A 25,197-nucleotide genomic window follows, 5' to 3' on the forward strand; every position below is an offset into this window, starting at 1 on the left:
TAGATCAGAACCGAAAACGAAAGCAAGGCGAAAGAAAGCGAAAATGGAACTTTTTTCGTGGGCAAACCGGTGATTTTTGCTGGGCAACAGGATGAAACGGTGGGCAGTACCCTCCCTTGGGTCGGCTCACATGGACCATCCAAAAGAGATCGTCATGCCCGGGCTTGTCCCGGGCATCCACGTTTCTTTGTGCCACGGGGCTAGGCGTGGATGGCCGGGACCAGCCCGGCCGTGACGATGCGGAAGCATCGGCCCGCTACCTCAACCGCACCACCGGCGCCGCTTCGGGCGCGGAATCCTGAGTGGGCTCCGTTGCAGCGTCGTCCTCGGGGGAGCCTTTCGGCATCGCCTCGACCACCTCGATGCCCTTGCTGTGGCAGATCGTGGCGAGACGCTCGGGCAGTTCCTGGTCGGTAACGAAGGTCTGGATCTGGCTGATATGGGCGATGCGCACCGGCGCGCTGCGGCGGAGCTTTGTTGAATCGGCGACCAGCATCACGCTGCGCGCATTCGCGATGATCGCCTGCGCGACCTGCACCTCGCGATAGTCGAAGTCGAGCAGCGCGCCTTCTTCATCGATCGCGGACGCACCGATGATGGCGTAGTCGACCTTGAACTGGCCGATCAGCTGCGTCGCGGTCGAGCCGACCACCGCACCGTCGGCGCGCCGCACCGTGCCGCCGGCGACCACCACCTCGATGCGGGGATGGCGATAGAGCAGCATCGCGACGTTGAGGTTGTTGGTGATGACGAGCAGGTCCTCGTGCGAGGTCAGCGCGCTTGCGACCTCTTCCGTCGTGGTGCCGATGTTGATGAAGAGCGAGCAGCCGTTCGGGATCAGCGAGGCGGCCGCAGCGCCGATCGCCTTCTTCTCGTCGGCGGCGACGAAGCGCCGCGCCTCGTAGGCGAGGTTTTCGACGCCCGAGGCGATGATAGCGCCGCCATGGATCCGGGTCAGCGAGCGGCGCTCGCAGAGATCGTTGAGATCTTTCCGGATGGTCTGCGCCGAAACCTCGAAACGGCGCGCGAGCTCTTCGACCATCACCCGGCCCGAGGCGCGGGCGATGTTGAGGATTTCGGCCTGGCGATGGGTCAATCCGGTCACGGGCGGCAACCTCACATCAGAGTTCTGCATGGTGCGGCGGTTCGACGCCGAGGTCAACGAGAGAGCGCGGTAAAGTTAACGACGGCGCGCCGGCGCCCTGCCCTCACCACTTCATGGCGGCCGCGACAAGCTTCATCAGGGCGTCATCATCGTAAGCGCGGGCCGAGGCGACGGCGCCGGCAGCGACAAGATCGTCGTGACTGAGCGAGGTCCGCATGCCGATCGTCGGTATGCCCGCGGCCGAGGCCGATTGAATTCCGGAGCGGGAATCCTCGAACGCGATCGAGGCATGGGCGGCGGCACCGGCGAAGCGCAGCCCTTCCAGATAAGGCAGCGGATGCGGCTTGCCGTGCGGCAGTTCGTCGCCGATCACGATCGCCTTGAAGCGATCCATGATGCCGAGCCCCGACAGCAGCATCTCCGCATTCAGTCGCGGTGCATTGTTGACGGCGACCATGGGAACGCCCGTCGCGTCCGCCTTGTCGAGCAGCGCCATCAGGCCCGGTACCGGCTTGATCTGCCCGGCCACCAGCGTGCGGAAGATGTGCTCTTTCTCGTCGAGAATCGCTGCGCGCCGCTCCGGCAACACGTCGCTCAAGAATCGCTCCCCGATCGACACATTGGAGAAGCCCTGCAACTCCTTCGAAAACCGTGCATGATCGAACACGTGACCGCGCGGGCCAAACACCTGGTTGAACGCCTCGCGATGCAGCGCGTCGGTATCGGCGAGCGTGCCGTCGATGTCGAACAGCAGAGCCTGGCCCGTGGTTTGCGACATTTCAAATGATTCCTCTTCGCCGGGGCGCACTAATAGCCGAGAATTTCTCGTCCGTCATTCCGGGACGTGCCGCAAGGCGCGGGCCCGGAATCCATCCAATCGCACACGCTGCGGCCCGAATGACGAGTGAGCACACTCGACAAATCGGCGCGCGGCTGCAACACTACCTGCAAGAGCAAAAAGGAGAAAACGATGACCATCAATCGGCGCGAACTGGCCGTCTCGGCCCTGGCACTTGCCGCTCTCGGCGCGGCTCCCGCGCTGGCCGCCTCAGTGGACGATGAGGCGGTTGCGAAAAAGGTCGAGGCTTTTCGTCTCGCCCAGATTGCGGCGGATCCAAAGGCGCTCGGCGCGCTCTGCTGGGACGATCTCAGCTACAGCCATTCCAGCGGCAAGGTCGAGGACAAGGCGACCTTCATCGCCAACGCCACGGATGGAAAATCGAAATTCCTGTCGATCGAGTACAAGGACCCGACCATCAAGGTCGTCGGCCCCGCCGCGATCGTGCGCTTCCACTGGATCGCCGAGCAGGAGATGGCGGCCGATGGGAAAAAAGTGCCGACCAACCTTCACATCCTGATGAACTGGCAGAAGCAGGGCGACGACTGGAAGCTGCTGTCGCGCGCCGCGACGAAGCTTTGATGTAATTCACTTCATTCCGGGGCGCGCCGTAAGGCGCGAGCCCGGAATGACCTGAGGATGCTGCATCGCCCTGCAACGGGCGCGCGGATTCCACGGCATAAATTCCAATCACGCCGCTTCCTTCAAATCTCCATTCACCAACCTCCGCGCGGCGCGTTCCGCTTCGCGTGCGTTGCGGAAGATCTGGCCTTCGAGGCGGTTGAAGCGGTGGGAGGAAGCGAAGAAGCGGTATCCTTCCGGGTTGCGTACGACGATACCTGCTGTCTGTGAATCGACTTCAATGATGTAGCTGTCCGGCATTGCCCGTGATTCCTCGAGTGCGGGCAAATAACGGTGCTCCTGCCCAATGGTTCCTATGGGCATGCGGCCGTTTCCACCCCGAATCGACACGCAATGGAGTACGCTGCGACCTCATCCGTTTTGTGACTTGTTCTTGGCGAAGCCGCGACATCCGCGGCGCACGATCACCACATGCGTTAAGGCAACACATGCGTTAAGGCTCCGCGCGCTTACGTCGCAATCGGCGGCGCGGTGCGGTTGACGGTCTGCGGGCGACCGTGATCATCGATCGAGACATAGGTGAAGTTGCCGTCGGTGACGAGGAACGGATGCTGTTCGCCGCGGCGCAGCGCCCAGGCTTCGAGACGCACCGTGAGCGAGGTGCGCCCAACGCGCACGAGCGTGGCGTAGACCGAGACGAGATCGCCGACGTAGACCGCTTTGCGAAAATTCATCGCTTCGATCGCGACCGTCACGGTGCGCGACTTCGCGACTTTCGAGGCGAACACGCCGCCACCGACGTCCATCTGGCTGAGCAGCCAGCCGCCGAATATGTCGCCATTGGCGTTGGTGTCGGCGGGCATCGCAAGCGTGCGGATGCAGAGATCGCCGCGGGGTTCGGTGCTGGTCTGTTCGGTCATGCCTCTCTCGTTTGAAAATTTCCAGGTATTGATGGGTGCCTAGCTTAGCCGAAAGCGCAAATATCAACACCGTCATTCCGGAGCGCAGCAAAGCGCGAGCCCGGAATCCATTGAACCGCAGAGATTGTAGATGAATGGATTCCGGGCCTGCGCCTGTCGGTGCATCCCGGAATGACGGAAGACCTAATCCGGCCTGACCATCTCGAACATGTTTTCCGGCTTGATCTCGAAATAGTCGCCGCGCCGTCCCGCCCGGACGATCGGACGAGTCGCAGCCGTCTGGTAGACGCCGTCCTTGATGAAGGCCTTGTCGATGTGGACGGCGACGACCTCGCCGAGCGTCAGCCAGGCATCGGCCTGCCGGCCATCGGCGCCCTTGAGGCGCACGATGTCGGACACCCTGCATTCGAAGGCGACCGGGCTCTCGCCGACGCGCGGCACGTTGACGAGCCTGCCAGGCACGGCTGACAGCCCCGCGATCTTGAACTCGTCGACCTCGGGCGCGACGTGGGCGGCGGTCGCATTCATCTGCTTCGCCAGGTCCATGGTGGCGAGATTCCAGACGAACTCCTTCGTCGTCTCGATATTGCCGACGGTGTCCTTCCAGTTGGTGGAGGAGAAGCCGATGATCGGCGGGGTGTAGCAGAAGGCGTTGAAGAAGCTGTAGGGCGCGAGGTTGACGTGGCCCGTGGCGTCACGCGAGGAGATCCAGCCGATCGGCCGCGGCGCGATGATGGCATTGAAAGGATCGTGCTTGAGGCCATGGCCCTTGGCGGGCTCGTAGAAGTGCAGGTCTTTCTCGGTCACGTTGCTTTTTCCCTGATCGTCATTGCGAGCGCAGCGAAGCAATCCAGACTGTCTCCGCGGCGGGATCCTGGATTGCTTCGCTGCGCTCGCAATGACGGAGTTTGTTGGTCCGTGTTGCGCGCCAATCGCCCGGTCATTCCGGGGTAGGTCCGCAAGACCGATCCCAGACTGACGTCCAGCTTGCTTATAGGGGCAATTGCACCACGCGTCAGTGACGCGGCGACAGGCCTGCGATGACGAAATCGATCATCTGATCGATCGTGGGGCCCGGCTTGGTGGCGCATTGAGCGATCATCTGGGGATGGAAGAAGCGCATCATCGCTGTGCAGGCGCAGAGCGAGGCCAGTTGCAGGTCCGGCGCCTCGAATTCGCCGGAGGCGGCACCTTGCGCGATCATCTGGCCGATGATCGAGGCGATGCACTCCATATGGGCGACGCAGACGTCCCAATCCTCCTGCATCGCGATCTCGACCATCTCATGCAGCTTGGAATCACCGACATAGCGCTCGGTGTTCATGCGATGGATGGTGGTCAGAAGCTGCCGGAAGCGGTCGCGCACCGGACCGGGCTGGGCCACGATCCGCTGCGCTTCGAGTTCGACCTCGCCCATCAACGCCCGGGCCACCGACTGATGGATCGCCTTCTTCGATTCGAAGAAGCGATAGACGTTGGCCGGGCTCATCCGGAGCTCTTTGGCGATGTCGCCGACAGTGGTCTTCTGGTAGCCGATCTGGCGGAACAGCCGCTCGGCCACCTCGAGGATGCGTTCCCGGGTGTCGCCTTCGATATGTTCCGAAACCAGTGTCATCTGTCAGGACTCGTCAAAACTCACTCTTCATTTATTCAGCCGCTTCAGCAAGCGGAAATGCGGGCTCGGCATCGCTGCCATGCTGCGGCGCAACCTCCGGCTGCTCGGCCGTTCCAGCCTCGTCGAGGCTCTTGCGGAACCACAGGGCGTAGAGGCCCGGCAGATACAGGAGCGTCAGGAAGGTCGCAACGAACAATCCGCCCATGATGGTGATCGCCATCGGGCCCCAGAACGCCGAGCGCGACAGCGGGATCATGGCGAGGATCGCGGCGAGCGCGGTCAGCACCACCGGACGCGCGCGCCGGACGGTCGCCTCCACGATCGCCTCGCGCCGGGTCAGGCCATGGGAGACGTCGGTCTCGATCTGGTCGACCAGGATGACTGCGTTGCGCATGATCATACCGGCGAGCGCGATCAGGCCGAGCAGCGCCACGAAGCCGAACGGCTGGTTGGCGACGTTGAGCCCGAGGGACGCACCGACGATGCCGAGCGGCGCGGTGAGGAACACCAGGATCAGGCGTGAGAAGCTCTGGAGCTGGATCATCAACAGCGTCAGCATCACCATGACCATCACCGGGAAGAGGATGAAGATCGAGGCATTGCCCTTGGCGGATTCCTCGAACGCGCCACCCGGCTCGATGCGGTAGGCCGGCTCGAGGTAGTCCTTGATCTGTTGCAGCTTCGGCGTGATCTGGCTGGTGACGTCGGGCGCCTGGACGCCGTCGACGACGTCGGAGCGCACGGTGATCGCCATGTCGCGGTTGCGCCGCCACAGGATCGGCTCCTCGTGGGAATACTCGATCTTGGCAATCTGCTGGAGCGGCACGGCAACGCCATTGCGCGAGGTGATGGTGAGATCGCCGACATGGGCGAGGTCGAGCCGCTCGGAGGGGATCGCACGGGCGACCACGCCGACCTTCTCGATGCCGTCGCGCACGGTCGTGACCTGCGCTCCGGAGATCAGCATCGCAAGTGACTGTGAGACCTCCTGCGGGGTGAGGCCCATCGCACGCGCGCGGTCCTGGTCGACGACGAGCTTGAGATACGGCGACTGCTCGTTCCAGTCGAGCTGGACGTCCTTGACGTTCTTGTTCTGACGCATGACGTCGCGGACCTGGTAGGCGATCTCGCGCACCTTGTTGGGATCGGGGCCGATCACGCGGAACTGCACGGGGAAGCCGACCGGGGGACCGAAATTGAAGCGGTCGACGCGGACGCGGGCTTCGTTGAGCGCGCCGTCGGAAACGGCGTTCTCGAGCTTCGCCTTGATGCGCTCGCGCGCCTCGACACCCTTGGCGACGATGACGATCTCGGCAAAGGCCTCGTTCGGCAGCTGCGGATTGAGGCCGAGCCAGAAGCGCGGCGAACCCTGCCCGACATAGGCCGTGTAGGTCGCGATGTCCTGGTCATCCTTCAACAGCTTCTCGGCATCCTTCACCGCCTTTTCGGTGACGTTGAAGGCGGTGCCTTCCGGCAGGCGGAGCTGGAGGAACAGCTCGGGCCGCTCGGACAGCGGGAAGAACTGCTGCTGCACATGGCCGAAGCCGACGATCGAGGCGACGAAGACGCCGACGGTCGCGACCACCACCGTGATGCGGTGGTTGACGCACCATTGCACGATGGCGCGAAGGCCGCGGTACATGCGGGTCTCATAGACCGCGTGCGGATCGTGGTTGTGGTGCAGCTTGATGTTGGGCAACAGCTTGACGCCGATATAGGGCGTGAAGATCACCGCGACGAACCAGGACGCGACCAGCGCGATCGCCACGATCCAGAAGATGCTGCCGGCATATTCGCCGACCGCCGAATTGGCAAAGCCGATGGGGAGGAAGCCAGCGGCCGTGACCAGCGTTCCCGTGAGCATCGGAAACGCAGTGGATTCCCAGGCAAAGGATGCCGCGCGGATGCGGTCCCAGCCCTGCTCCATCTTCACTACCATCATCTCGACTGCGATGATGGCGTCGTCGACCAAAAGGCCGAGCGCGATGATCAGCGCGCCGAGCGAGATGCGGTGCAGGTCGAGCGACATCGAGTTCATGACGATGAACACGATGCCGAGCACCAACGGCACCGAGAGGGCGACCACGATGCCGGTGCGCCAGCCGAGTGCAACAAAGGACACGAACAGCACGATCGCGAGCGCTTCCACGAAGGAGTGCACGAACTCGCCCACCGCATGCTCGACCACGTGGGGCTGGTCGGCGATCAGCTCGACGTCGATGCCCTGCGGCACCGCCTTCATGAATTCGCTGGTCGCCTTTTCGACGTCCTTGCCGAGCTCGAGGATGTTGGCGCCCTTAGCAGTGACGACGCCGATGCCGATCGCGGGCTTGCCTTCCTGGCGCACGACGAAGCTGGGCGGATCGACATAACCGTGGGTAACGGTTGCGATGTCGCCGAGGCGGAAGACGCGCCCATTGCTTTCGACCGGCGTCTCGGCAACAGCCTTGGCGCCGTCGAGCGCGCCGGTCACGCGCAGCGGCACGCGCTGCGAGGACGTTTCGACCGTGCCGGCGGGGGTCACGTTGTTCTGCTTGGCAAGCGAATCGAACAGCGCCTGCGGCGTGATGCCGAGGGTCGCGAGTTTCGCATGCGAGAACTCGACATAGATGCGCTCGTCCTGCGTGCCGTACACGTCGACCTTGGTTACGCCGGGAACTTTGAGGAGGCGCTGGCGGAAACCTTCTGCGGTCTTCTTGAGCTGCGCATAATCAGCGCCATCGCCGGTCATCATGTAGAGAATGGAATCGACGTCGGAGAACTCGTCATTGACGACGGGGCCGAGAATGCCCGACGGCAGCTGGCCCTGCACGTCGACGAGCTTCTTGCGCAGGAGATAGAAAAGATATGGCACGTCCTTCGGCGGCGTGTTGTCGCGGAAGGTCACCTGCATGGCGGTGAAGGCGGGCTTCGAGTAGGTCTGCACCTTCTCGAAATAGGGCAGCTCCTGAAGCTTCTTCTCGATGGGATCAGCGACCTGGGTCTGCATCTCCTGCGCGGTCGCACCCGGCCACATCACCGAGACGTTGACCACTTTCACCGTAAAGAACGGATCTTCGGCGCGGCCGAGCTTCTGATAGGAGAAGAAGCCGGCGGCGCCGAGCACGATCATCAGGAACAGGACCAGCGTCGGATGGCTGACGGCCCAGGCTGAAAGGTTGAAGCGCTTCATCGCACTCTCTCCAAAGATGACCCAATTGCCAAAAACAAAACAACCAACCCTGTTCAACCCGTCATTGCGAGGTAGCGAAGCGATCCAGGGGGCTGGGCAGGTTCTGGATCACTTCGCCGCTTCTTCCATCGCATTCGCGCGACGGCCGAAACTCACCTCGCAATGACGGGACCGTATTAGAACGACAGCGAGGACACGATCCGGACCTTCTGGTTCGGATCGAGCTTCTGCACGCCGAGCGCGACGATCTTCGCGCCCTCTTCCACGCCACTGGCGATGACGACGTCGTTGCTCTCGTAGGATTTCACCGTGACCGGCTTCAGCGCGACGGCGCCGTTGTCGTCCACGACGTAGAAGGAGGGCTTGCCGCCTTCGTTGAACAGCGCCGACAGCGGCAGCCGCGCGACGCGCTCGGTGGCGGCATCCGACAGTGTCAGCGTCGCGGTCATGCCAAGCGCGACCTTGTCGTCGGCTTCCGGCAGCGAGAATTTCGCAAGATAGGTGCGCGTGGCCGGATCGGCGGCAGGCGCGATCTCGCGCAGCTTGGCGGCGTACTTCTTGTTCGGCTCCGACCAAAGAGTGACGCTGGCGACGCCCGACTTGGCGCGTCCGACCAGCGTCTCAGGGATCGCGACGACCGCTTCCTTCTCGGCAAAGCGGGCGACGCGGATCGAAGCCTGGCCCGCGGCGACCACCTGGCCGGGCTCGATCAGCGTTGCGGTGACGACGCCGCGGGCGTCGGCGTTGAGCGTCGCGTAGGAAAGGGAATTCTTGGTCAGCTCGACCGAGCGCTCGGCGCGATTCAACCGCGCGCGGGCCTCGTCGGCGGCCGCGCGGCTCGTATCCATCTGCGCGTCGGTGGTCCAGCCCTTGGCCTTGAGGTCCTTGGCACGTTGCTCTGCGGCGGCAGCCTGGGCCAGCACCCCGGTCGCTGCAGTCTGCTCGGCCACGGCCTGCTCGGCCTGAAGCTTCAGATCGACTTCATCGAGGGTTGCGAGCGGCTGGCCCTCCTCGACGGTCTGGCCGACCTCGACCAGGCGCTTGGCCACCTTGCCGGCGACCCGGAAACCGAGGTCGCTCTCGATCCGGGGCCGGATGGTGCCGACGAAGCTGCGCTCCGGCGTGTCGGCCTCGTAATGGGCGGTTGCGACCAGAACCGGCCGCGGTGGCTCGGCCTTTTGCGCCACGGTGTCATTGCATCCGGCCAGCGCCACGGCCATCAGGGCCAGCGAAGCACCTGCCAAGAGCCTGGAATAGCTCGACAAAATCGACCGGACGAACATCGGACACTCCTGCGGCTGTGTTCCGGAGAAATGTCGACTAATCACTGATAAAAGTCAATAATCGTCAGTCATCAGAAAAACGTGAGCGTTAGGGGATAGTAGTGGGTCTCCCTCCCGTCGCCCTGGCGAAAGCCAAGGCCCATTACCCCTGAAGTCTGTTGTTGAAAGAAACGTCTCCCCACCTGCCCCAAGAGGGGCCGCGGGGTATGGGCCCTGGCTTTCGCCAGGGCGACGCATGAAGGCTACCGCCCGTGCTCGGCGAACTCGTGCTTGCTCTCGTGGCCGCCGACGAACACCAGGATGCCGGCGATCAGGGGCAGGATCGCGAGAACCAGGAGGCCGGTCGAGGTCTGGCCGGTGGCTTCCTTCACCCAGCCGATCAAATAGGGCCCGGCGAAGCCGGCGAGATTGCCGATCGAGTTGATCAGGGCGATGGCGCCGGCGGCCGCCATACCGGAGAGCCAGGCGGTCGGCAGGGTCCAGAACACGCCGAAGCAGCAGAATACGCCGATCGCGGCCACCGTCAGCGCCACCATCGTCAGGGTGGGATCGGTGAGATATGAGGAGACGCCGAGCGCGACGGCAGTGAGCAGCAGCGGCGCACCGACATGCATCACACGCTCGCGCGTGGCATCGGAATGCCGCGCCCACAGGATCATGGCGATGGTGCCGAACAGGTACGGAATCGCGGTGACGAAGCCGGTCTGCGCATTTGTGAGCCCAAAAGCCTTCACGATCTGCGGCAGCCAGAACTGCATGCCGTAGAGCGCACCGACGAAGCCGAAATAGATCAGGCTCAGCGCTATCACCTTCGGCGACGACAAGGCTTCGCCGAGCGAGAGGTGCTTCACCGCCTGCTTGGCTGCGACTTCCGAATCAAGCCTGGCCTTGAGCCACGCCTTCTGCTCGGCCGACAGCCAATCCGCCTTCTCCGGCTTGTCGGTGAGATAGAACCAGGTGACGATGCCGAGCAGCACCGACGGCACGCCCTCGATGATGAACAGCCACTGCCAGCCCTGCAGGCCCAGCACACCGTCGAGCCCGAGCAGGAGGCCCGAGATCGGCGCGCCGATCACAGTCGAGACCGGCACCGCAATGGCAAAGGCCGCGAGGAAGCGCGCGCGATATTCGGCAGGGTACCAATAGGTGAGATAAAGGATGATGCCGGGGAAGAAGCCGGCTTCGGCGACACCGAGCAAGAAGCGCAGGACGTAGAAGCTGGTGACGCCGTTGACCGTCGCCATCAGCGCCGAGATCACGCCCCAGGTCACCATGATGCGGGCGATCCAGCGGCTCGCGCCGAATCTCTCCAGCGCCAGGTTGCTCGGCACCTCGAAGATGAAATAGCCGATGAAGAAGATGCCGGCGCCCCAGGAGAAGATCAGCGGCGTGAACTTCAACTCCGCATTCATGGTCAGCGCCGCGAAGCCGAGATTGACGCGGTCGAGATAGGAAAAGAAGTAGGCCAGCACCAGGAAAGGAATCGGGCGCCAGGAGATGGCGCGGATGGTCGAGGTCTCGACCGCGCTCTTGTTAGGGTTCTTGGCAGTGCCTGCGGAACCGGCAAAGGTAGTGGTCTGGCTCATGGCGTCCCCCTTGGTTGTTGCTTTTCTCAGGTCCGAGGGCGGTTTTGAGCATCGCGGCGAAAGAGTCAATGGAGCGAGCAATGCACGGAACGCAATCGACCACCCCTGTTGCGCCTTTGCAGGTATCGCTGGTCCGCGCCGCCCTCGCTCTCGTCGTGATCGCCTGCGGCCTCACCCTGCGCTGGTATGGCTTTCCGCTTGGGCTGCCCGCTTTCGTCGTGAAGTATGGCGGCTCGCTGCTATGGGCGACCATGGTGTTTTTGCTGGTCGGCGCCGTGCTACCACACCTGACACGGACGAAGATTGCGGCCATTGCGACGGCGATTGCGGTTCTGGTCGAGTTGTCCCGGCTGGTGCATACACCGTGGCTCGATGCGTTCCGCCTCACGACCGCCGGCGCGCTGCTCCTGGGGCGGATCTTTTCGCTGTGGAATGTTTTGGCCTATGTCGTGGGTATTGTTGTCGGCGCCTGGCTCGATCAGATCGCAGGGTGGGCAAAGGCGCGCTAGCGCCGTGCCCACCATCTTGCCTCAACGAAACATAAGCGGTGGGCACGCTTCGCTTTGCCCACCCTACGAAGCCGCTACTTCCTCAGCCAATTGAAACTGCTCGAAGCGATCGAGCTCGTCCTCGATCCTGCGCTTCAGCTCCTTGCGGCCGGCCGTCTTCTTGCCGTTGCCGACCCAGGTCCATTTCTGCATCAGGAGTTTCTTGTTTTGCCGATCGGTCTTGAGGTCCAGCGCGGCCACGATCTCGTCGCCGACGAGCACCGGCAGCGCGAAATAGCCGAGCTTTCGCTTGGCCTTCGGCACATAGGCTTCAAAGAGGTGATTGTAGCCGAAGATGAGATTGGTGCGCTTGCGCTGGATGATCAGGGGATCGAAGGGCGAGAGGATGTGCACGAGATCGGGCGGTGCCCCCTCGCCCGGCTCCAGCGCCGACGGCGGCGCCCAATGCTCCTGCTTGGCCGCGCCTTCCAAAGCAAGCGACACGAGTTCGCCGCGTCGGACCCGTGATGCGATCAGGCGCGCCACCGCCTTCTTGCTCGGCGCGTCGAGATGGCAGATCGAATCGAGGCTCACGACGCCCTGAGCGCGCAGCGCGCGGTCGAGCAGGTAGGTGATACCGTCCTTCGCTGAGGCCGGCTTCGGCAGCTTGTCCCAGCCGAAATGGCGCGTCATCAGTTCATAGGTCTTGAGCATGCCCTGGCGTTCGCTGATTGTGACGACGCCGGTGTAGAAGGCGAGTTGCAACGCCCGCTTCGAGGGCTTGCGGCTCTGCCACAGATGCTCTTTCTCGGTGAGGACGTCATCCTCGATGTCGCGGATCGTCAGCGGGCCAGCCCGCACCAGCCGCATTACCTTGCGCATGTCGGCCGCCGTCACCGACGCGAACCATTTGTGCCCCTCGCGGCGGTGCTCGCGCATCGCCGGCAGGAAGAAACGGAAGTCGCTCGACGGCACGTAGGACAGCGCATGCGTCCAGTATTCGAATACGCTCCTGTCGACGCTCTGGGCGTGGCTCAGGTCGGCTCGGCGATAGGACGGGATGCGGCTGTAGAGAATGTGGTGATGGCAGCGCTCGATGACGTTGATGGTGTCGATCTGCACATAGCCGAGATGGGCGATGGCATCGGCAACCGCTTGCGCGCCCGCGCCAAAGGGCTCGCGGGTATCGAGCCGTTGCGCGTGCAGCCAGATCTGTCGCGCCTGTGACGTCTGAAGCGGGAGTGGTTTGGGCGTGCGGGACATTGCGAGCGGCAATGTAGCGGGATTCGCAAGCAAGCAAAGAAACAACAGCAACGAAAAAGCCGCGCTGCCACCTGCTGACAGCGCGGCCGGCCCCGGCACGAAGGCCGGTGCTACTTCATCATCTGCGCCTTCATGTAGTGCTTGCAGGCACTGGGCATCTTGCCGTTGCTCATGTCGGTGTTGGCCATCGCCATTTCCTTGTTCATGCCCATCTTGGACGAACCATCGGGCATGGCAGCCACTGTCGTCAGCGTGGCGCCCATATTGGCGCTCGTGCAGGCCATCATCTTCGCCGAAGCGGGCGAAAGCGCTAGTGCGACAAAGGCGGCGGCGGTCAGCAAAGTCTTCATCGAAAAGTCTCCTCAAGTAAAACGAAACCGGCGTCGTGCCGGCCTTCGCAACTACGTATTGTCTGCGAGGAGCGTTTCGCGGAGAAGGACGCTTTCATTGCTGCAGTGCAAGGAGGGCCCGGCTCAAGGCCCGCGCTTCGCCCCCTTGGGACGGTCCCCAATGCTGCCGGTCGCAACATCAGGCTCGCAGGCGGCCTTGCCGCGGTCGGTCGCCTGGCAGCGATAGACGCTGCCGGTCAGGCGATCGACCAGCCACATATTGTCCTCGGTCACGCCTTCCAGGCCGACATAGCGATTGGTGAGACCCGTGACCAATGTCGACAGCAGGATCGCGACCGCGATCATCGCCGCGCCGATATAGATCGGCATTGAACTCTGCGAAGTCGTCCGATCCGGCGGGCCGCCACGATTGAACTGATAGTCACTCGGCCTTGGCACTGTTCCGAACCGGCTCCCTTCGCGGGGCTAGCGTTTCTTCCGGGGTGAAGGGGTTTGCTAGGCGCCTATCTGGCCGATTTCTTGTTCGCAGCCGGGCCGCGCGACGACCGCTTTGCGACCATCGTCGAGCGAGGGTGTCCAAAACGAAGGGCGGCCCGGATCGGGCCGCCTTTGCTTCGCCTGTTTGCTCGTCAGCGGCGGCCGAACGATCCGCCCATATGCCGCCGAAGAGGCCGCCGGGAAAAGTCGACGGTCGATCCGCAGCGCTCTTTCGAAGCTCGAATAGACAGGCGTGCTTCCCGACCAACGCAAACGTCCCTGTCTTGTCGGTGGTCGGCCGCTGCCGTGGACCTACATGCGATTGGATGCTGACCGGCTCCGGCGCTAGAATAAGCATCGAGATCAATCCTTTCTGAATGTGATCCGCATCACATCAGGGTGTTTGAACCTGACCTAGGCTCGCAGCATCAAATCGCCATCAGGCGTCATAGCGAGGATTTACGACAATGACCCGTTTCAACACATTTTTCGGATTGAAGGCGATTACCATCTCGGCCGCGCTGTCCCTGACGGCGGGCCTGGCACTCGCCGGCGACAACAACGTCACCGCCAACCAGATCCTAGATGCGCTGAAGTCGAAGCCCCTGACCCGCGGGCTGTCCACCGGTCCACAGACCGACACCCCGAATCAGGCCAAGGAGGCGAGCTTCCTCAACACCGTGCGCAACCGGCAGACCCGGTCGCTGTCGATGGGCGAGCGTGAGCAGATCGCCGAGCTCGCGGCGAGCAAGCCGAAGATCGATCTGGAGATCCAGTTCGACTACAACTCGGCCAACATCGCCAAGACCTCAATGGGGTCGGTGCAGGCGCTCGGCAAGGCGCTGTCCGACCCGGCGCTGAAGGGCTCGACCTTCGTGGTCGCCGGCCACACCGATGCGATCGGCAGCGATCCCTTCAACCAGGATCTCTCCGAGAAGCGCGCCGATACCATCAAGAAGTATCTGGTCCAGAATTACGGCCTCAGCTCCGGTGACCTCGTCACCGTCGGCTACGGCAAGACCAAGCTGAAGGACACCGCGAACGGCACCGACCCGGTCAACCGTCGCGTCCAGGTCGTGAACATGGAAACCAAGACGACAGCCTCGAAGTGATTGCTGCGTCCGATTCGAAAACTCGCCCGCCGCGCCCGCGGCGGGCGAGTTTCATATCCAGTTCTGGAAGATCATCAGCCGGTTGAAGTTCTGCATCGAGGTGCCGACGAAGGCGGCGGAGATCGGCAGCATGACGGCGAAGCCGATGGCTGCGATCGCGACATAGGCCCACAGCACCCAAGGCGGAAGCTTGTCACGTCGCAGCACATAGACCAGTGCGAGCGAGGACGCGGTCGCGGCCGGCAGATAGTAGTAGATGAAGCCGAGCGTGCGCGGCAGCAGCGCCCAGGCAAGATACGGCCCGAAATAAAATGCCGAGACGAGGAACGCATCCCAGCGCCGCGTGACGATGAAGTCGCGCAACACGACCGCCAGCGCGAGCAGCGCCGGCCACAGCACGAGGGGATTGCCGAGGAAAACGACTGCGGAGATGCTGTTGTCGCCGACCTTGTCGAACAGGAACCACACCGGACGTACGAGAAACGGCCAGGACGGCCATGAGCTCATATAGGTATGCCCGGCGATCGCGGTCGTGGTGTTGTCGGCGAAGATGCGCCGCTGGGCCTCGATCAGATCGGATGGCGCCAGTCCGTAGAGCGGCAGGAACGCGGCGAGATAGAACACCGCCGGCAACAAAACGAAGCAGAGCGCGAAATGCTGCGCCCTGAAATCCGGCCAGAGGTCGGGCCGATACCAGTCGGTCGGCTTCGCGTCGGCAAACAGCGTGCGCCAGCTCTGCATCAAGCGGATCGCCGCGACGATGACGATGCAGGCCGCCAGCGGAAACAGGCCGCTCCATTTGCAGGCGGCGGCAACACCGAACAATCCGCCGGCCAGCGCAAACAACCGGTGCGGTCGCTCTCTCCGAAAGCCATGCATGAAGGCCGCCGACGCCAGCAGGCCGAAGGCAAGCGCAAAGATGTCGAGCATCGCGATGCGCGACTGTACGAACAACATCTGGTTGAAGAAAGCGATCAGCGCCGCCGCGATCGCGGGGCCTTCGGCCGAAAACAGCGCGAGGCCGCAAAGATAGACGGCGACGACCGCGAGCGCGCCGAACAGCGTTGCCGGATAGCGCCAGCCCAGCGAATTGTCGCCGAAGGCCGCGATCGACAGCGCGATAAGCTCCTTTGCCAGCGGCGGATGCATCGGATTGAGCACGGGTTTCGGCATGACCGGCTCGAGCATCTGCCGCGCGGCCGGCACGTAATGCACCTCGTCGAACACGAATTTGTCCGGCGTCGAGACGCCAATCAGAAGCACGAGATGCGCGACTAGGAAAATAACGACAGGGATCACTGCGCTCCGCGACATCAGCGACGCAGAAGTCACTTGGTGCTGTCGTTGTGCGGATGTTTTGCGTGGCAAATCTGCTTCACCGCGAAGAAAAATATCTTTGCTCAGCGCATTGAACGCATTCTGGCGCAACTGTCACTAACCATGACGCTCGTGATGCGCTACTTGTGATAATTATACCACATCGCAAGCGAGAGCGATCCGGTACGATACGGGACACATCGATCGGCTATGAGATGATTTTGCGATTTCGCGTTGTTCTTCCTGCATTGCTTGCGGCTCTCTCTTGCACGGCGTCCGCCGCACAAGCGCAGACGCGCGTCGGCGAAGCCGTGGTGATCCAGAAGGAAGTCGTTCGCGTCGCGGCGACGGCGACGCAGATCAACGTCGGCGACAGCATGCTACGCGACGAGACCGTGCGCACCGGTGCCGATAGCGCGGCGCGCTTCGTCATGGCCGACAGCACCAACCTGTCACTCGGACCGAGCGCCACGCTCAAGCTGGACCGCACCGTCTTCAACGACGAGCACAGCTATCGCGACGTCGCGATCCAGATGACGACCGGCGCCTTCCGATTCGTGACCGGGCATTCGGAGAAGGCCGCCTACAAGATCACGACGCCGCTGGCGACCATCGGCGTACGCGGCACCACGCTCGACATCCTCTCCCAGCGCGGCCGCTCGGTCGTGGTGCTGCAGGAAGGCGCTGCCAGCGTCTGCACGCTAGGCTTCCAGTGCATCCAGCTTACCCAGCCGGGCGATACCGCGATCATTACCTCGACCGGCGGCAAGACCAGGATCACCAAGACAAGCACGCCGCCCTGGACCTTTGCCGCGACCTGCACCGCGGCGGCCGGCCTCTGCTCGGTCAACCAATATGCCGACGCCTCTCCCACCATCACGCCCGCCGTCCATGATGACGGCATGCTGTGCGGACGGTGACCATGGCGATATTCCGGCCACATCGCCTGCTTCTCGCCGTCGCGCTGGCCGCAAGCGCCACTCTTGCGCTGCTCTGCGCGGACGCGCGCCCGGCCGCAGCGGCGAGCTGCGACGGCGAGTGCGTGACGACGACATCGACGCCAACGCCAACGCCAACGCCGTCTCCGTCTCCGTCGCCTACGCCGACGACGACGACGAACAGTCCGGGCAATGGGCCGACCGGAGCCGACTCCAGCGCCGGCTCGATCGGCGACCTCGCCAACCAGCGCTTCAACCAGATGATCACCAACCGGGTGCTCGGCTCGGTGCTGCTTGGTGTCAACGAGCAGGTCAATTGCAGCGACTGCATCAGCGCCTTCGGCTCGGCCGGCTCGTTCTCCGCCGGAGTCCATGGCCGCAAGGAGCTCACGAGCAACCTGTCGCTGCTCGCGGGCCTCGCCTATACGCAATACAATGAGGGTGGCTACCACATCACCAGCGCGCCGATCGGCGCCTTTGCGCTGCGCTACGATTTCACCGACTGGGGCTCGTCACGCCCCTTCTTCGACATCGGCACGGTGCTCACGCCCTGGGAGAAGGCACGCTACACCCGCAGCTATCAATCGAGCCTCGGCGCGGTCACCGTGACCGGCTCGACCGACAGCTCGAACTACGCCGTCTACGGCCGGGCCGGCTGGATGAGCCGGCTGTCGCCGCGCGACGAGGTCGCCGCCTCCGTCGAGTTCTGGCAATTGTGGCAGCGCGTGTCCGGCTACAGCGATCCGACCGTCGCGATCAATCCGTTCGATGCGACGATCGCGGGCGGCACCGACCGCACCAGCCTCGTCAAGCTCGGCGGACAATGGACGCATCTGTTTGGCAGCACGGTCGAGGCCAACGTCAACGGCGGCTGGGTGCAGTCGTTCGGCGCCCATTCCGGCATCGTCGCCACCGTCACCGGCAATGGCACGGTGGTGCCGACCATGGGCAATCAAGGCTGGTTCGAATATGGCGGCCGCCTCGGCTTCCGCTTCGCGCAAGGGTGGATCGTCGACCTCTTCGCCAACGGCACGCTCGGCCCGCAGCCCGTCGGCAACACCATCCACGGCGGCGTCGGCTTGCGGATTAATTACTGAGACGCCTCACCGAGGCATAGTCTTGTAGATTCCATGGGGCGGTGAGCGAGCCCTATCCGGTAGGTTTGGGTTACCACACTCGAACCATCGGAGAGTCTGATGCAAGCATCGACCGAGAGCACGCCCACCGCCGGGCATAGTGGCACAATTTTTGTTGCGATCGAACTGAGTCAGAAGACCTGGTTGGTGACGCTGCACAGTCCGGATCGCGACCGGCTCTCGCGCCACAAGCTGGAGGGAGGCGATCACGCCGGGCTACTGGGCCTGATCGAGAAGGTCAGGGCTCGGGCGGCCGAGAAGCTGGGGTGGGCGCCAGGTGTGGTGAGCTGCTACGAGGCCGGTTATGACGGCTTTTGGCTGCACCGGCTGCTGCAGGCGGCCGGGATCACCAACTTCGTGTTCGATGCGGCCAGCATTGCGGTGGAGCAGCGATCGCGTCGGGCGAAGACGGACCGGATCGACGGCGAACTGATGCTGCGCACCTTGATGGCCTATTTGCGGGGCGAGCCGCGGGTGGTCCGGATCGTACGCGTCCCGAGCGTGGCGGAAGAGGATGCGCGGCGCGCGAGCCGCGAGCGCGATCGTCTGGTCAAGGAGCAGACGGCCCATAGCAACCGGATCAAGGCGTTGCTGCGCCTGTTGGGAATGGCTGTCGATACTCCGCGACGGCGGAACTGGCTCGCCTGGCTGGAGCAGCAGCGGGACTGGCAGGGGCAGCCGCTGCCGCCGCATCTTCTGGCCGAGGTCCAACGCGAGTATGCGCGCCTGATGCTGGTGCGGGAGCAAATTGCGGCGCTGGAGCAGGCACACGCTGCGCAGGCTTCTGCGGTCCCTGCTGCGATGAGCGAACGGCGCCAACTCTTGCAACGGCTCAAGGCGCTTGGCCCGGCCTTCAGTGCAACGCTGGTGAACGAGCTGTTCTACAAGGACTTCCGCAACCGACGCGAGGTCGCCGCCTATTGCGGCTTGGCGCCCAGTCCGTGGAAGAGCGGCGGCATTGATCTCGAGCAGGGCATCAGCAAAGCAGGCAATCATCGCGCTCGTCTGAAGGCGATCGAACTGGCCTGGCTCTGGCTTCGTCATCAGCCGGACAGCGCGCTCAGCCAATGGTTCCGTACCCGCACCGCCAACGCCGGCAAGCGTGCCAGGCGCATCGCCATCGTCGCGCTGGCTCGCAAGCTGATCGTGGCACTGTGGCGTTATCTCTCCACCGGGATCGTTCCGGACCAGGCGACGATGAAGGCTTAGAACCGAACCTCGCAGTCAGTGCGGCCAGCAGCTTAGCTGCGGTCCCCTGAGGATGGATGATGACCGTGCCACCCAAGGGCCAACCAAACCGTTTTGTAGATGGGTCTCATCCCCCTCGGCTTCCTCACCGCAAGCATGCGGAATGTGGGTACGGATTACACGATCCGACCGGATATGAGGTGATGCAGTGATTTGCTGCAATCGTCGGAAGCCAATCCTCGCTTGGGGCCCCGTCGCCGCGCTGCGCTACGCATGGCTCCGCGCGCCGCCCTCCCAGAGCAAAACCCTGACCCATTCTCCCGCAACAGCCTTGACTCAAAACGCCCCATATGAGGGTGGGCAAAGCGAAGCGTGCCCACCACATCTCTCTTAATCGAGGACAGATGGTGGGCACGGCGCGAACGCGCCTTTGCCCACCCTACTGCACCTGCCTTGAGGTCACGCCGCGGACTTACCCTCGAATGCGCGGCGCAAAACGTCCACATCCAGCTTGACCATCTTCATCATCGCCTGCATCGCGCGTGCGGCGGCGGCCTTGTCCGGGCTCGACAGAAATTCGAACATCACCTTCGGCACCACCTGCCAGGACACGCCGTAGCGATCCCTGAGCCAGCCGCACTGCCCTTCACTGCCGCCATGAGCCAGGAACGCACTCCAGACGCTGTCGACCTGGGCCTGGTCGTCGCAATGGATCATCAACGAGAGCGCGTGGGTGTATTCCATCTTCATGCCGCCGTTGAGCGCGACCAGGGGCTGGCCGGCCACCGTGAACTCGACGACAAGCACGGAGCCTTCCTTGCCGGACGGATTGTCTGAAACGTTGCGCTGGACGTGCGTGATCGCCGAATTCGGAACGAGCGAGACGTAGAACTTGGCGGCTTCCTCGGCATCGCCGTTGAACCACATGCAGGGCACGAGCTTGGACATCGTGAATGCTCCTCTTCGATCCTCTGGGCTTCGATCAGGCGTTCGCCATGCCGGGCTGGGTCGGCGCCGCCGCCATGTCCAGCCAGTTCACACCCCACATATGACCATCGGGATCCTCGAAGCTGCGGCCGTACATGAAGCTGTATTCGTCCTTCGGGCTGGGATCGGCCACCCCGCCCGCAGCCTCGGCCCTGCCGACGATATCGTCGACCTCGCTCCGACTGTCGGCGGACAAGCAGAACAGCGCCTGGTTCGAGATCTTTGCATCTGCAATCGGCTTCGGCGTGAACTGGCGGAATTTGTCGTGGGTCGTCAGCATCGCGTAGATGGTCTCGGAAAAGATCATGCAGGACGCCGTGTCGTCACTAAATTGCGGGTTCCTGGTCGCGCCTATTGCCTCGTAAAAGACGGTTGCGCGCTTGAGATCGGTCACCGGCAGATTGACGAAGATCATCCTGGGCATCGGAAGCTCCTTGGGCGGGGTTCTGCCCAAGGACGGATGACCCAGCAGCCATCCGACACGGCTTCCGAATATTTTTCGGACTGTCACACTGCGGGGTTCTGTCGCACCGAACGCCCGCGCGCAATTTTTCGTCAGGTCGCGATCGGCGTCGGCATCGTCAAAAATGCCCGCGTGGCATGCCAGAACAGCGCCCGATTGATCGCCAGCACCACCGAATGCGCGGTTCCCGGCAGGATGACGAATTGCCGGTCGCCGTTCGGCAGCTTGTTGTAGAACGCCTCGAGGTCGGCGACGGTCGCGATGCCGTCGAACTCCCCGCGCACCAGGAGCACCGGTGCGAGCACCTTCTCCGGGTCCACCACCGGCAAATTGGCCGTCATGTCGAGGTAGGTGCCGGTCGGGATCTGATCGCCGAACTGAAGCTCGACCTCGGCGAGCACGTCCATGACGGCGGGATCGCTGGTGCCTGGTTTGTCGCGAGTCGCGATCGAGCGGATCATCTCACGGTCGCGCTTGCGCATGTTGTGGGTGCGGTAATAGTCGACCTGCTCGGCGCGCTTGGTCAGCGTCGGCGAGCCCTCGCCCTTGTAGGTGAAGGCCGCGAACACCAGCCGGTCGATGCGTTCTGGCGCGACCATGGCGTAAGCGCCGGCCCGCAACGCACCCGAGGACTCCCCGACGAAATGGAATTTCTTGTGCCCGGTCTCGCGCGTGATCACCTCCACCGCGGCCTTCAGATCGGCAACACCGCTTGCGATATCTGAATTGCTAGAGGTACGCCCCGACTTGCCGTAGTTCTCGTGATCCAGCGTCCAGCAGTCGAAGCCGTAGCGGGCGAACTCGTTCATGGTGGAGTATTCGCCCTTGCCGGGCACGCTGAGATCGAACACCCGCGAGGTGACGGAGGAGCCGTGCACGAACACCACGACCGGCCGCGCCACCTCGTCCGCCTTGGGCGCACCGAGCCGCTTGCGGTACATCCACAAGGGCACATCGCCCTTCTTGGCCCAGTATTCGCTGGACCAGATGTCGGAGGGTTGATCGGCGGCCGCGACGGGGAGTGCGTTGGTGAGCGCGGCACCTACGATGCTCGCGCCTGCCCCTTTGATCAGTCTACGCCGCGGTAGCAAATGATCGGGCTTCGCCATGATGACCTCCGTCGCCTCGTCTTCATGTAGGCTCCAGCGAAGCCTAGCAGACGTAGCGGAAGGCGTCAGCCGAGTTCTCCGTCGTTGCGAGCGCAGCGAAGCAATCCAGAAATGCATCCGCGGAAGGATGCTGGATTGCTTCGTCGCTTCGCTCCTCGCAATGACGGCGGAGAGAGATCAGTTCAATTCGCCTCGTTCGGATCGCGGTGCACGGGGTCGATCCACAGCACGGTTTCGGGCTTCTCGACCGGCTCGATGTCGAGATTGATCGCGACCGCCTCGCCGTCACTGCGCACCAGCACGCATTCCAGAACCTCGTCGGGGCTGGCGTTGATCTCCTGGTGCGGCACGTAAGGTGGCACGTAGATGAAGTCGCCGGGGCCGGCTTCGGCAGTAAACTGGAGATGCTCGCCCCAGCGCATGCGCGCCTTGCCTTTCACGACGAAGATGATGCTTTCGAGATGACCGTGATGATGCGCGCCGGTCTTCGCATCAGGCTTGATGCTGACCGTTCCGGCCCACAATTTCTGCGCGCCGACGCGCGCGAAATTGATCGCGGCCTTGCGGTCCATGCCAGGCGTCGAGGGAACATTGGGATCGAGCTGGTTGCCGGGGATCACGCGCACGCCGTCATGTTTCCAGCGATCGTCATGATCGTGATGATGAGAGTGCGTTTGGTCGTGGCCGCTCATGTGTCTGCTTTCCATTGGTTCCGTGCACGGCAGGCTAACCAAAGCCGCGGCATCAAGCCATACCAAAATCGGAACGCTCTTAGGCGCGTGGCGTTGTCCTTGCAACCAAGATGGAAGGAGATTTTCATGGGTAGCACGACCGACAAGATCAAGGGCGCCAGCAACGAGGCGATCGGCAAGGCCAAGCAGGGCATTGGCGAGGCCACCGGTTCCGATCGCATGAAGGGCGAAGGCACCGTGCAGGAGATCAAGGGCAAGGGCCAGCAGGCCATGGGCGATGCCAAGGACGCCGCGAAGGAAGCGATCGATCGCGCCGCGGCGAACGCCAAGCGCACGGCAGAGTAAGGCGCACGGGACTGAAAAACGAGCGGGACTGAAAACGAGGAGACCGGCCGCAAGGCCGGTCTTTTTGTTCGCGCTGGTACCTGCCGTCACTTCACCCCGAGCAATTCCACGTCGAACATCAGCGTCGCATTCGGCGGGATCACGCCGCCGGCGCCGCGTGCGCCGTAACCGAGCTGCGGCGGGATGATCAGCGTACGCTTGCCGCCGACCTTCATGGTGGCAACGCCCTCGTCCCAGCCGGCGATCACGCGGCCCTTGCCGATCGGAAACTCGAACGGCTCGTTGCGGTCGACGGAAGAGTCGAATTTCTTGCCCTTCTTGCCGTTCTCATAGAGCCAGCCGGTGTAGTGCATCACGCAGATCTGGCCGGGCTTGGGGGAGGCGCCGGTGCCGACGACGCTGTCGATGATCTCGAGGCCTGAAGCTGTGGTCATGGTTTTTCCTGCGGTCTGGGCCGATGCCGGGGTGGAGACGAATGCCGACACTGCGCTGATCACCGTGATCGCGAGCGCCGACATGAGGGTGAGGAGTGCACGCTGGACACGCTGCATAAGACACCTTCCGTTTGGAGCGGGAGGTGTCTAGCGCAACGCGCCGGGCGTGGCCAGCCCGTCGAGGGCGCCTCACTCAATAGCCGAGCGCGCAGCCGTCCTTGCGCGGATCGGAGCCGCCGGTCAGCGTGCCCTTGTCCCAGTCGATCCAGATCGCCTGGCCGCCGCCGAGCGGGCCGACGAGACTTGTGGTCTTGTGGCCAAGCTTCTTCAGGCCATCGACGACTACGGCCGGCACACTGTCCTCGAGCTGATAGACGCCCTCGTAATGCAGGCCGCGCGGCATATCGATCGCCTCCTGCACATCGCAGCCATAGTCGAGGATGTTGGTCAGGACATGCGTCTGGCCAACCGGCTGATACTGCCCGCCCATCACGCCGAACGGCATGATCGCGCGACCCGCCTTGGTGAGCAGCGCCGGAATGATCGTGTGCAGCGGGCGCTTGCCGCCGGCGATGCAATTGGGGTGATCCGGCTGGATGCGGAAGCCGCCGGCGCGGTTCTGCAGCAGCACGCCGGTCTTGTTCGACACGATCGCCGAGCCGAAGGAATGCGCGATCGAGTTGATGAAGGAGCAGACGTTGCGATCCTTGTCGACCACGGCGATGTAAATGGTCGAGGGGTTCATCGGCGGCGCGACGTTGGGCAGGTCGAGCAACCCGTCCATGCGGATTTTTGCGATGTACTCGTCGGCGAATTCCTTCGCGAGGATTTTTGCGACGTCGATCTTCATGTGGGCGGGATCGGCGACATGCATCTCGCGGATCATGTAGGCGATGCGCGCGGCTTCCGCCTCGAGATGGAAGCGCTCGACGCTGAGCGGCGCGAACTTCGACAGGTCGAACCGGGACAGGATGTTCAGCATGACCAGCATGGTGATGCCGGGCCCGTTGGGCGGGCACTGCCAGACATCGTAGTCCTTGTACGTCGTGCCGATCGGCGTGGTCACCTCGGTGGTATGATCGGCGAAATCGTCGAGCGTGTGCAGGCCGCCGATAGAGCGCAGCGTCTCGACCATGTCCTCGGCGATTGCACCCTTGTAAAAAGCGTCGCGGCCGTCCTTGGCGATCGCGCGCAGCGTCTTTCCGAGCTCAGGCTGGCGGATGACGTCGCCGGCCACCGCCGGCCTGCCGTGCGGTAGCAGATAGCGCTCGGTGTTGGTGCCGTTCTTCAGCTTCTCGAATTGGTTCTTCCAGTCGAAGGCGATGCGGGGGGCGACGACGTAGCCCTCCTCCGCCGCCTTGATCGCCGGCTGGGCCAGACGGTCGAAACCGAACTTGCCGTGGTCGCGCAGCACGGTCGCAAAGGCGTCGACCGCGCCGGGGATCGAGACCGCGTGCGCCGAGGTCAGCGGCACGAAATTGATCTTGCGCTCCAGATACCACTCGACATTGGCGGCCTTCGGCGCCCGGCCCGAGCCGTTATAGGCAGTGATCTTGCCCTCGCCTCGCGGCTGGATCAGTGCAAAGCAGTCGCCGCCGATGCCGGTCGATTGCGGCTCGATCACCCCGAGCAGCAGGCTGCCCGCGACCGCCGCGTCCGCTGCCGTGCCACCCTCACGCAGTACCTCGACCGCCGCGAGCGCGGCCAGCGGGTGCGAGGTCGCCACCATCGCGTTCTGGGCGTGGACTGTGGACCTGCCGGGGAAATGGAAGCTTCTCATTGCCTGTTCTGCTCTCT

27 protein-coding genes are annotated in these 25,197 nt (G+C 63.4%); 8 read left to right on the forward strand and 19 right to left on the reverse strand.

Going from position 1 to position 25,197, the window contains the following annotated elements; genetic code table 11:
• Positions 1-256 precede the first annotated feature (256 nt).
• Both NLN62_RS06165 and NLN62_RS06170 read right to left on the reverse strand, forming a co-directional pair.
• The gene (locus tag NLN62_RS06165) at positions 257-1,105 is read right to left on the reverse strand and encodes a DeoR/GlpR family DNA-binding transcription regulator (RefSeq protein WP_027522780.1); all 849 of its coding nucleotides are present in this window, start codon (positions 1,103-1,105) and stop codon (positions 257-259) included.
• 103 nt (positions 1,106-1,208) lie between these two features.
• A complete protein-coding gene (locus NLN62_RS06170; RefSeq protein WP_254107965.1) occupies positions 1,209-1,883 on the reverse strand; it encodes an HAD family phosphatase in 675 nt (224 codons plus the stop codon).
• 192 nt (positions 1,884-2,075) lie between these two features.
• On the opposite strand from NLN62_RS06170, the gene NLN62_RS06175 reads away from it, so the two are divergent.
• Positions 2,076-2,525 (forward strand): nuclear transport factor 2 family protein, encoded by a 450-nt coding sequence (locus tag NLN62_RS06175; protein WP_254107967.1) that lies wholly within the window; start codon positions 2,076-2,078, stop codon positions 2,523-2,525.
• Positions 2,526-2,633: 108 nt separating this feature from the next.
• Here the strand turns inward: NLN62_RS06175 and NLN62_RS06180 are convergent, their stop codons facing one another.
• From NLN62_RS06180 to NLN62_RS06200, 5 genes are all read right to left on the reverse strand, one after another.
• Positions 2,634-2,825, reverse strand: a complete 192-nt coding sequence (locus NLN62_RS06180; protein ID WP_254113350.1) for a hypothetical protein — start codon at positions 2,823-2,825, stop codon at positions 2,634-2,636.
• A gap of 209 nt (positions 2,826-3,034) precedes the next feature.
• Entirely contained in the window at positions 3,035-3,445 is a 411-nt protein-coding gene (locus NLN62_RS06185; RefSeq protein ID WP_027522776.1) for an acyl-CoA thioesterase, read from the reverse strand.
• A 183-nt stretch (positions 3,446-3,628) separates the two neighbouring features.
• Positions 3,629-4,252 carry a flavin reductase family protein gene (locus NLN62_RS06190; protein ID WP_254107969.1) on the reverse strand — a complete coding sequence of 208 codons (624 nt, stop codon included), beginning with the start codon at positions 4,250-4,252 and terminating at the stop codon, positions 3,629-3,631.
• Positions 4,253-4,460: 208 nt separating this feature from the next.
• Positions 4,461-5,060 carry a TetR/AcrR family transcriptional regulator gene (locus tag NLN62_RS06195; protein ID WP_254107971.1) on the reverse strand — a complete coding sequence of 200 codons (600 nt, stop codon included), beginning with the start codon at positions 5,058-5,060 and terminating at the stop codon, positions 4,461-4,463.
• A gap of 31 nt (positions 5,061-5,091) precedes the next feature.
• Positions 5,092-8,232, reverse strand: a complete 3,141-nt coding sequence (locus NLN62_RS06200; RefSeq protein WP_254107973.1) for an efflux RND transporter permease subunit — start codon at positions 8,230-8,232, stop codon at positions 5,092-5,094.
• Here NLN62_RS06200 and NLN62_RS06205 point away from each other — a divergent pair.
• A complete protein-coding gene (locus NLN62_RS06205) occupies positions 8,219-8,398 on the forward strand; it encodes a hypothetical protein (protein WP_254107974.1) in 180 nt (59 codons plus the stop codon). The two genes, NLN62_RS06200 and NLN62_RS06205, sit on opposite strands and share 14 nt — an antisense overlap.
• Positions 8,399-8,408: 10 nt before the next feature.
• Here NLN62_RS06205 and NLN62_RS06210 read toward each other — a convergent pair whose 3' ends face one another.
• On the reverse strand, positions 8,409-9,515 hold the full coding sequence (locus tag NLN62_RS06210) for an efflux RND transporter periplasmic adaptor subunit (RefSeq protein WP_254107975.1): 1,107 nt from the start codon (positions 9,513-9,515) through the stop codon (positions 8,409-8,411).
• A 242-nt stretch (positions 9,516-9,757) separates the two neighbouring features.
• Complete coding sequence (locus tag NLN62_RS06215) at positions 9,758-11,101, reverse strand: MFS transporter (RefSeq protein WP_254107976.1); 1,344 nt, start codon at positions 11,099-11,101, stop codon at positions 9,758-9,760.
• An 80-nt stretch (positions 11,102-11,181) separates the two neighbouring features.
• Between NLN62_RS06215 and NLN62_RS06220 the strand changes: the two genes are divergently transcribed.
• On the forward strand, positions 11,182-11,610 hold the full coding sequence (locus tag NLN62_RS06220; RefSeq protein ID WP_027522770.1) for a DUF2809 domain-containing protein: 429 nt from the start codon (positions 11,182-11,184) through the stop codon (positions 11,608-11,610).
• A 63-nt stretch (positions 11,611-11,673) separates the two neighbouring features.
• Here NLN62_RS06220 and NLN62_RS06225 read toward each other — a convergent pair whose 3' ends face one another.
• From NLN62_RS06225 to NLN62_RS06235, 3 genes are all read right to left on the reverse strand, one after another.
• The gene (locus tag NLN62_RS06225) at positions 11,674-12,852 is read right to left on the reverse strand and encodes a winged helix-turn-helix domain-containing protein (protein ID WP_254107977.1); all 1,179 of its coding nucleotides are present in this window, start codon (positions 12,850-12,852) and stop codon (positions 11,674-11,676) included.
• Positions 12,853-12,962: 110 nt separating this feature from the next.
• Entirely contained in the window at positions 12,963-13,202 is a 240-nt protein-coding gene (locus NLN62_RS06230; RefSeq protein WP_027522768.1) for a hypothetical protein, read from the reverse strand.
• 123 nt (positions 13,203-13,325) lie between these two features.
• Positions 13,326-13,571 carry a hypothetical protein gene (locus tag NLN62_RS06235; protein WP_027522767.1) on the reverse strand — a complete coding sequence of 82 codons (246 nt, stop codon included), beginning with the start codon at positions 13,569-13,571 and terminating at the stop codon, positions 13,326-13,328.
• A 575-nt stretch (positions 13,572-14,146) separates the two neighbouring features.
• Here NLN62_RS06235 and NLN62_RS06240 point away from each other — a divergent pair.
• Positions 14,147-14,791 (forward strand): OmpA family protein, encoded by a 645-nt coding sequence (locus NLN62_RS06240; protein WP_027522766.1) that lies wholly within the window; start codon positions 14,147-14,149, stop codon positions 14,789-14,791.
• Positions 14,792-14,842: 51 nt separating this feature from the next.
• On the opposite strand, the gene NLN62_RS06245 is transcribed toward NLN62_RS06240, so the two are convergent.
• Positions 14,843-16,105: a phospholipid carrier-dependent glycosyltransferase gene (locus tag NLN62_RS06245; protein WP_254113351.1), complete on the reverse strand. Its 1,263-nt coding sequence runs from the start codon at positions 16,103-16,105 to the stop codon at positions 14,843-14,845.
• A 218-nt stretch (positions 16,106-16,323) separates the two neighbouring features.
• Here NLN62_RS06245 and NLN62_RS06250 point away from each other — a divergent pair, with 218 nt between their 5' ends.
• From NLN62_RS06250 to NLN62_RS06260, 3 genes are all read left to right on the forward strand, one after another.
• Complete coding sequence (locus NLN62_RS06250; protein ID WP_027522764.1) at positions 16,324-17,028, forward strand: FecR domain-containing protein; 705 nt, start codon at positions 16,324-16,326, stop codon at positions 17,026-17,028.
• A 2-nt stretch (positions 17,029-17,030) separates the two neighbouring features.
• Positions 17,031-18,143 (forward strand): hypothetical protein, encoded by a 1,113-nt coding sequence (locus NLN62_RS06255; protein ID WP_254107978.1) that lies wholly within the window; start codon positions 17,031-17,033, stop codon positions 18,141-18,143.
• 99 nt (positions 18,144-18,242) lie between these two features.
• On the forward strand, positions 18,243-19,391 hold the full coding sequence (locus NLN62_RS06260) for an IS110 family transposase (RefSeq protein ID WP_254107210.1): 1,149 nt from the start codon (positions 18,243-18,245) through the stop codon (positions 19,389-19,391).
• A 438-nt stretch (positions 19,392-19,829) separates the two neighbouring features.
• On the opposite strand, the gene NLN62_RS06265 is transcribed toward NLN62_RS06260, so the two are convergent.
• From NLN62_RS06265 to NLN62_RS06280, 4 genes are all read right to left on the reverse strand, one after another.
• Complete coding sequence (locus NLN62_RS06265) at positions 19,830-20,318, reverse strand: VOC family protein (protein ID WP_027522762.1); 489 nt, start codon at positions 20,316-20,318, stop codon at positions 19,830-19,832.
• A 34-nt stretch (positions 20,319-20,352) separates the two neighbouring features.
• On the reverse strand, positions 20,353-20,781 hold the full coding sequence (locus tag NLN62_RS06270; RefSeq protein WP_254107980.1) for a VOC family protein: 429 nt from the start codon (positions 20,779-20,781) through the stop codon (positions 20,353-20,355).
• 131 nt (positions 20,782-20,912) lie between these two features.
• On the reverse strand, positions 20,913-21,929 hold the full coding sequence (locus NLN62_RS06275; protein ID WP_254107981.1) for an alpha/beta hydrolase: 1,017 nt from the start codon (positions 21,927-21,929) through the stop codon (positions 20,913-20,915).
• Positions 21,930-22,111: 182 nt separating this feature from the next.
• The gene (locus NLN62_RS06280) at positions 22,112-22,621 is read right to left on the reverse strand and encodes a cupin domain-containing protein (protein WP_254107983.1); all 510 of its coding nucleotides are present in this window, start codon (positions 22,619-22,621) and stop codon (positions 22,112-22,114) included.
• 126 nt (positions 22,622-22,747) lie between these two features.
• Here NLN62_RS06280 and NLN62_RS06285 point away from each other — a divergent pair, with 126 nt between their 5' ends.
• Complete coding sequence (locus tag NLN62_RS06285; protein WP_254107985.1) at positions 22,748-22,966, forward strand: CsbD family protein; 219 nt, start codon at positions 22,748-22,750, stop codon at positions 22,964-22,966.
• An 86-nt stretch (positions 22,967-23,052) separates the two neighbouring features.
• On the opposite strand, the gene NLN62_RS06290 is transcribed toward NLN62_RS06285, so the two are convergent.
• Complete coding sequence (locus NLN62_RS06290) at positions 23,053-23,517, reverse strand: FKBP-type peptidyl-prolyl cis-trans isomerase (RefSeq protein WP_027522757.1); 465 nt, start codon at positions 23,515-23,517, stop codon at positions 23,053-23,055.
• Positions 23,518-23,593: 76 nt separating this feature from the next.
• Positions 23,594-25,180 (reverse strand): gamma-glutamyltransferase, encoded by a 1,587-nt coding sequence (gene ggt / locus NLN62_RS06295; RefSeq protein WP_254107987.1) that lies wholly within the window; start codon positions 25,178-25,180, stop codon positions 23,594-23,596.
• Between the last annotated feature and the right edge of the window lie 17 nt (positions 25,181-25,197).

It is taken from the genome of Bradyrhizobium sp. CCGUVB23 (assembly GCF_024199885.1).
Taxonomy (GTDB): Bacteria; Pseudomonadota; Alphaproteobacteria; order Rhizobiales; family Xanthobacteraceae; genus Bradyrhizobium.

Bases quoted from the DNA above. Each gene is read 5' to 3' on its own strand.
- NLN62_RS06175 (WP_254107967.1), top strand. From the start codon at position 2,076: ATGACCATCAATCGGCGCGAACTGGCCGTCTCGGCCCTGGCACTTGCC.
- NLN62_RS06285 (WP_254107985.1), top strand. From the start codon at position 22,748: ATGGGTAGCACGACCGACAAGATCAAGGGCGCCAGCAACGAGGCGATC.
- NLN62_RS06245 (WP_254113351.1), bottom strand. From the start codon at position 16,105: ATGTCGCGGAGCGCAGTGATCCCTGTCGTTATTTTCCTAGTCGCGCAT.
- NLN62_RS06215 (WP_254107976.1), bottom strand. From the start codon at position 11,101: ATGAGCCAGACCACTACCTTTGCCGGTTCCGCAGGCACTGCCAAGAAC.
- NLN62_RS06170 (WP_254107965.1), bottom strand. From the start codon at position 1,883: ATGTCGCAAACCACGGGCCAGGCTCTGCTGTTCGACATCGACGGCACG.
- NLN62_RS06210 (WP_254107975.1), bottom strand. From the start codon at position 9,515: ATGTTCGTCCGGTCGATTTTGTCGAGCTATTCCAGGCTCTTGGCAGGT.
- NLN62_RS06255 (WP_254107978.1), top strand. From the start codon at position 17,031: ATGGCGATATTCCGGCCACATCGCCTGCTTCTCGCCGTCGCGCTGGCC.
- NLN62_RS06220 (WP_027522770.1), top strand. From the start codon at position 11,182: ATGCACGGAACGCAATCGACCACCCCTGTTGCGCCTTTGCAGGTATCG.
- NLN62_RS06185 (WP_027522776.1), bottom strand. From the start codon at position 3,445: ATGACCGAACAGACCAGCACCGAACCCCGCGGCGATCTCTGCATCCGC.
- NLN62_RS06180 (WP_254113350.1), bottom strand. From the start codon at position 2,825: ATGCCGGACAGCTACATCATTGAAGTCGATTCACAGACAGCAGGTATC.
- NLN62_RS06230 (WP_027522768.1), bottom strand. From the start codon at position 13,202: ATGAAGACTTTGCTGACCGCCGCCGCCTTTGTCGCACTAGCGCTTTCG.
- NLN62_RS06275 (WP_254107981.1), bottom strand. From the start codon at position 21,929: ATGGCGAAGCCCGATCATTTGCTACCGCGGCGTAGACTGATCAAAGGG.
- NLN62_RS06200 (WP_254107973.1), bottom strand. From the start codon at position 8,232: ATGAAGCGCTTCAACCTTTCAGCCTGGGCCGTCAGCCATCCGACGCTG.
- NLN62_RS06225 (WP_254107977.1), bottom strand. From the start codon at position 12,852: ATGTCCCGCACGCCCAAACCACTCCCGCTTCAGACGTCACAGGCGCGA.
- NLN62_RS06235 (WP_027522767.1), bottom strand. From the start codon at position 13,571: ATGCCGATCTATATCGGCGCGGCGATGATCGCGGTCGCGATCCTGCTG.
- NLN62_RS06290 (WP_027522757.1), bottom strand. From the start codon at position 23,517: ATGCAGCGTGTCCAGCGTGCACTCCTCACCCTCATGTCGGCGCTCGCG.
- NLN62_RS06280 (WP_254107983.1), bottom strand. From the start codon at position 22,621: ATGAGCGGCCACGACCAAACGCACTCTCATCATCACGATCATGACGAT.
- NLN62_RS06250 (WP_027522764.1), top strand. From the start codon at position 16,324: ATGATTTTGCGATTTCGCGTTGTTCTTCCTGCATTGCTTGCGGCTCTC.
- NLN62_RS06195 (WP_254107971.1), bottom strand. From the start codon at position 5,060: ATGACACTGGTTTCGGAACATATCGAAGGCGACACCCGGGAACGCATC.
- NLN62_RS06260 (WP_254107210.1), top strand. From the start codon at position 18,243: ATGCAAGCATCGACCGAGAGCACGCCCACCGCCGGGCATAGTGGCACA.
- NLN62_RS06265 (WP_027522762.1), bottom strand. From the start codon at position 20,318: ATGTCCAAGCTCGTGCCCTGCATGTGGTTCAACGGCGATGCCGAGGAA.
- ggt (WP_254107987.1), bottom strand. From the start codon at position 25,180: ATGAGAAGCTTCCATTTCCCCGGCAGGTCCACAGTCCACGCCCAGAAC.
- NLN62_RS06240 (WP_027522766.1), top strand. From the start codon at position 14,147: ATGACCCGTTTCAACACATTTTTCGGATTGAAGGCGATTACCATCTCG.
- NLN62_RS06270 (WP_254107980.1), bottom strand. From the start codon at position 20,781: ATGCCCAGGATGATCTTCGTCAATCTGCCGGTGACCGATCTCAAGCGC.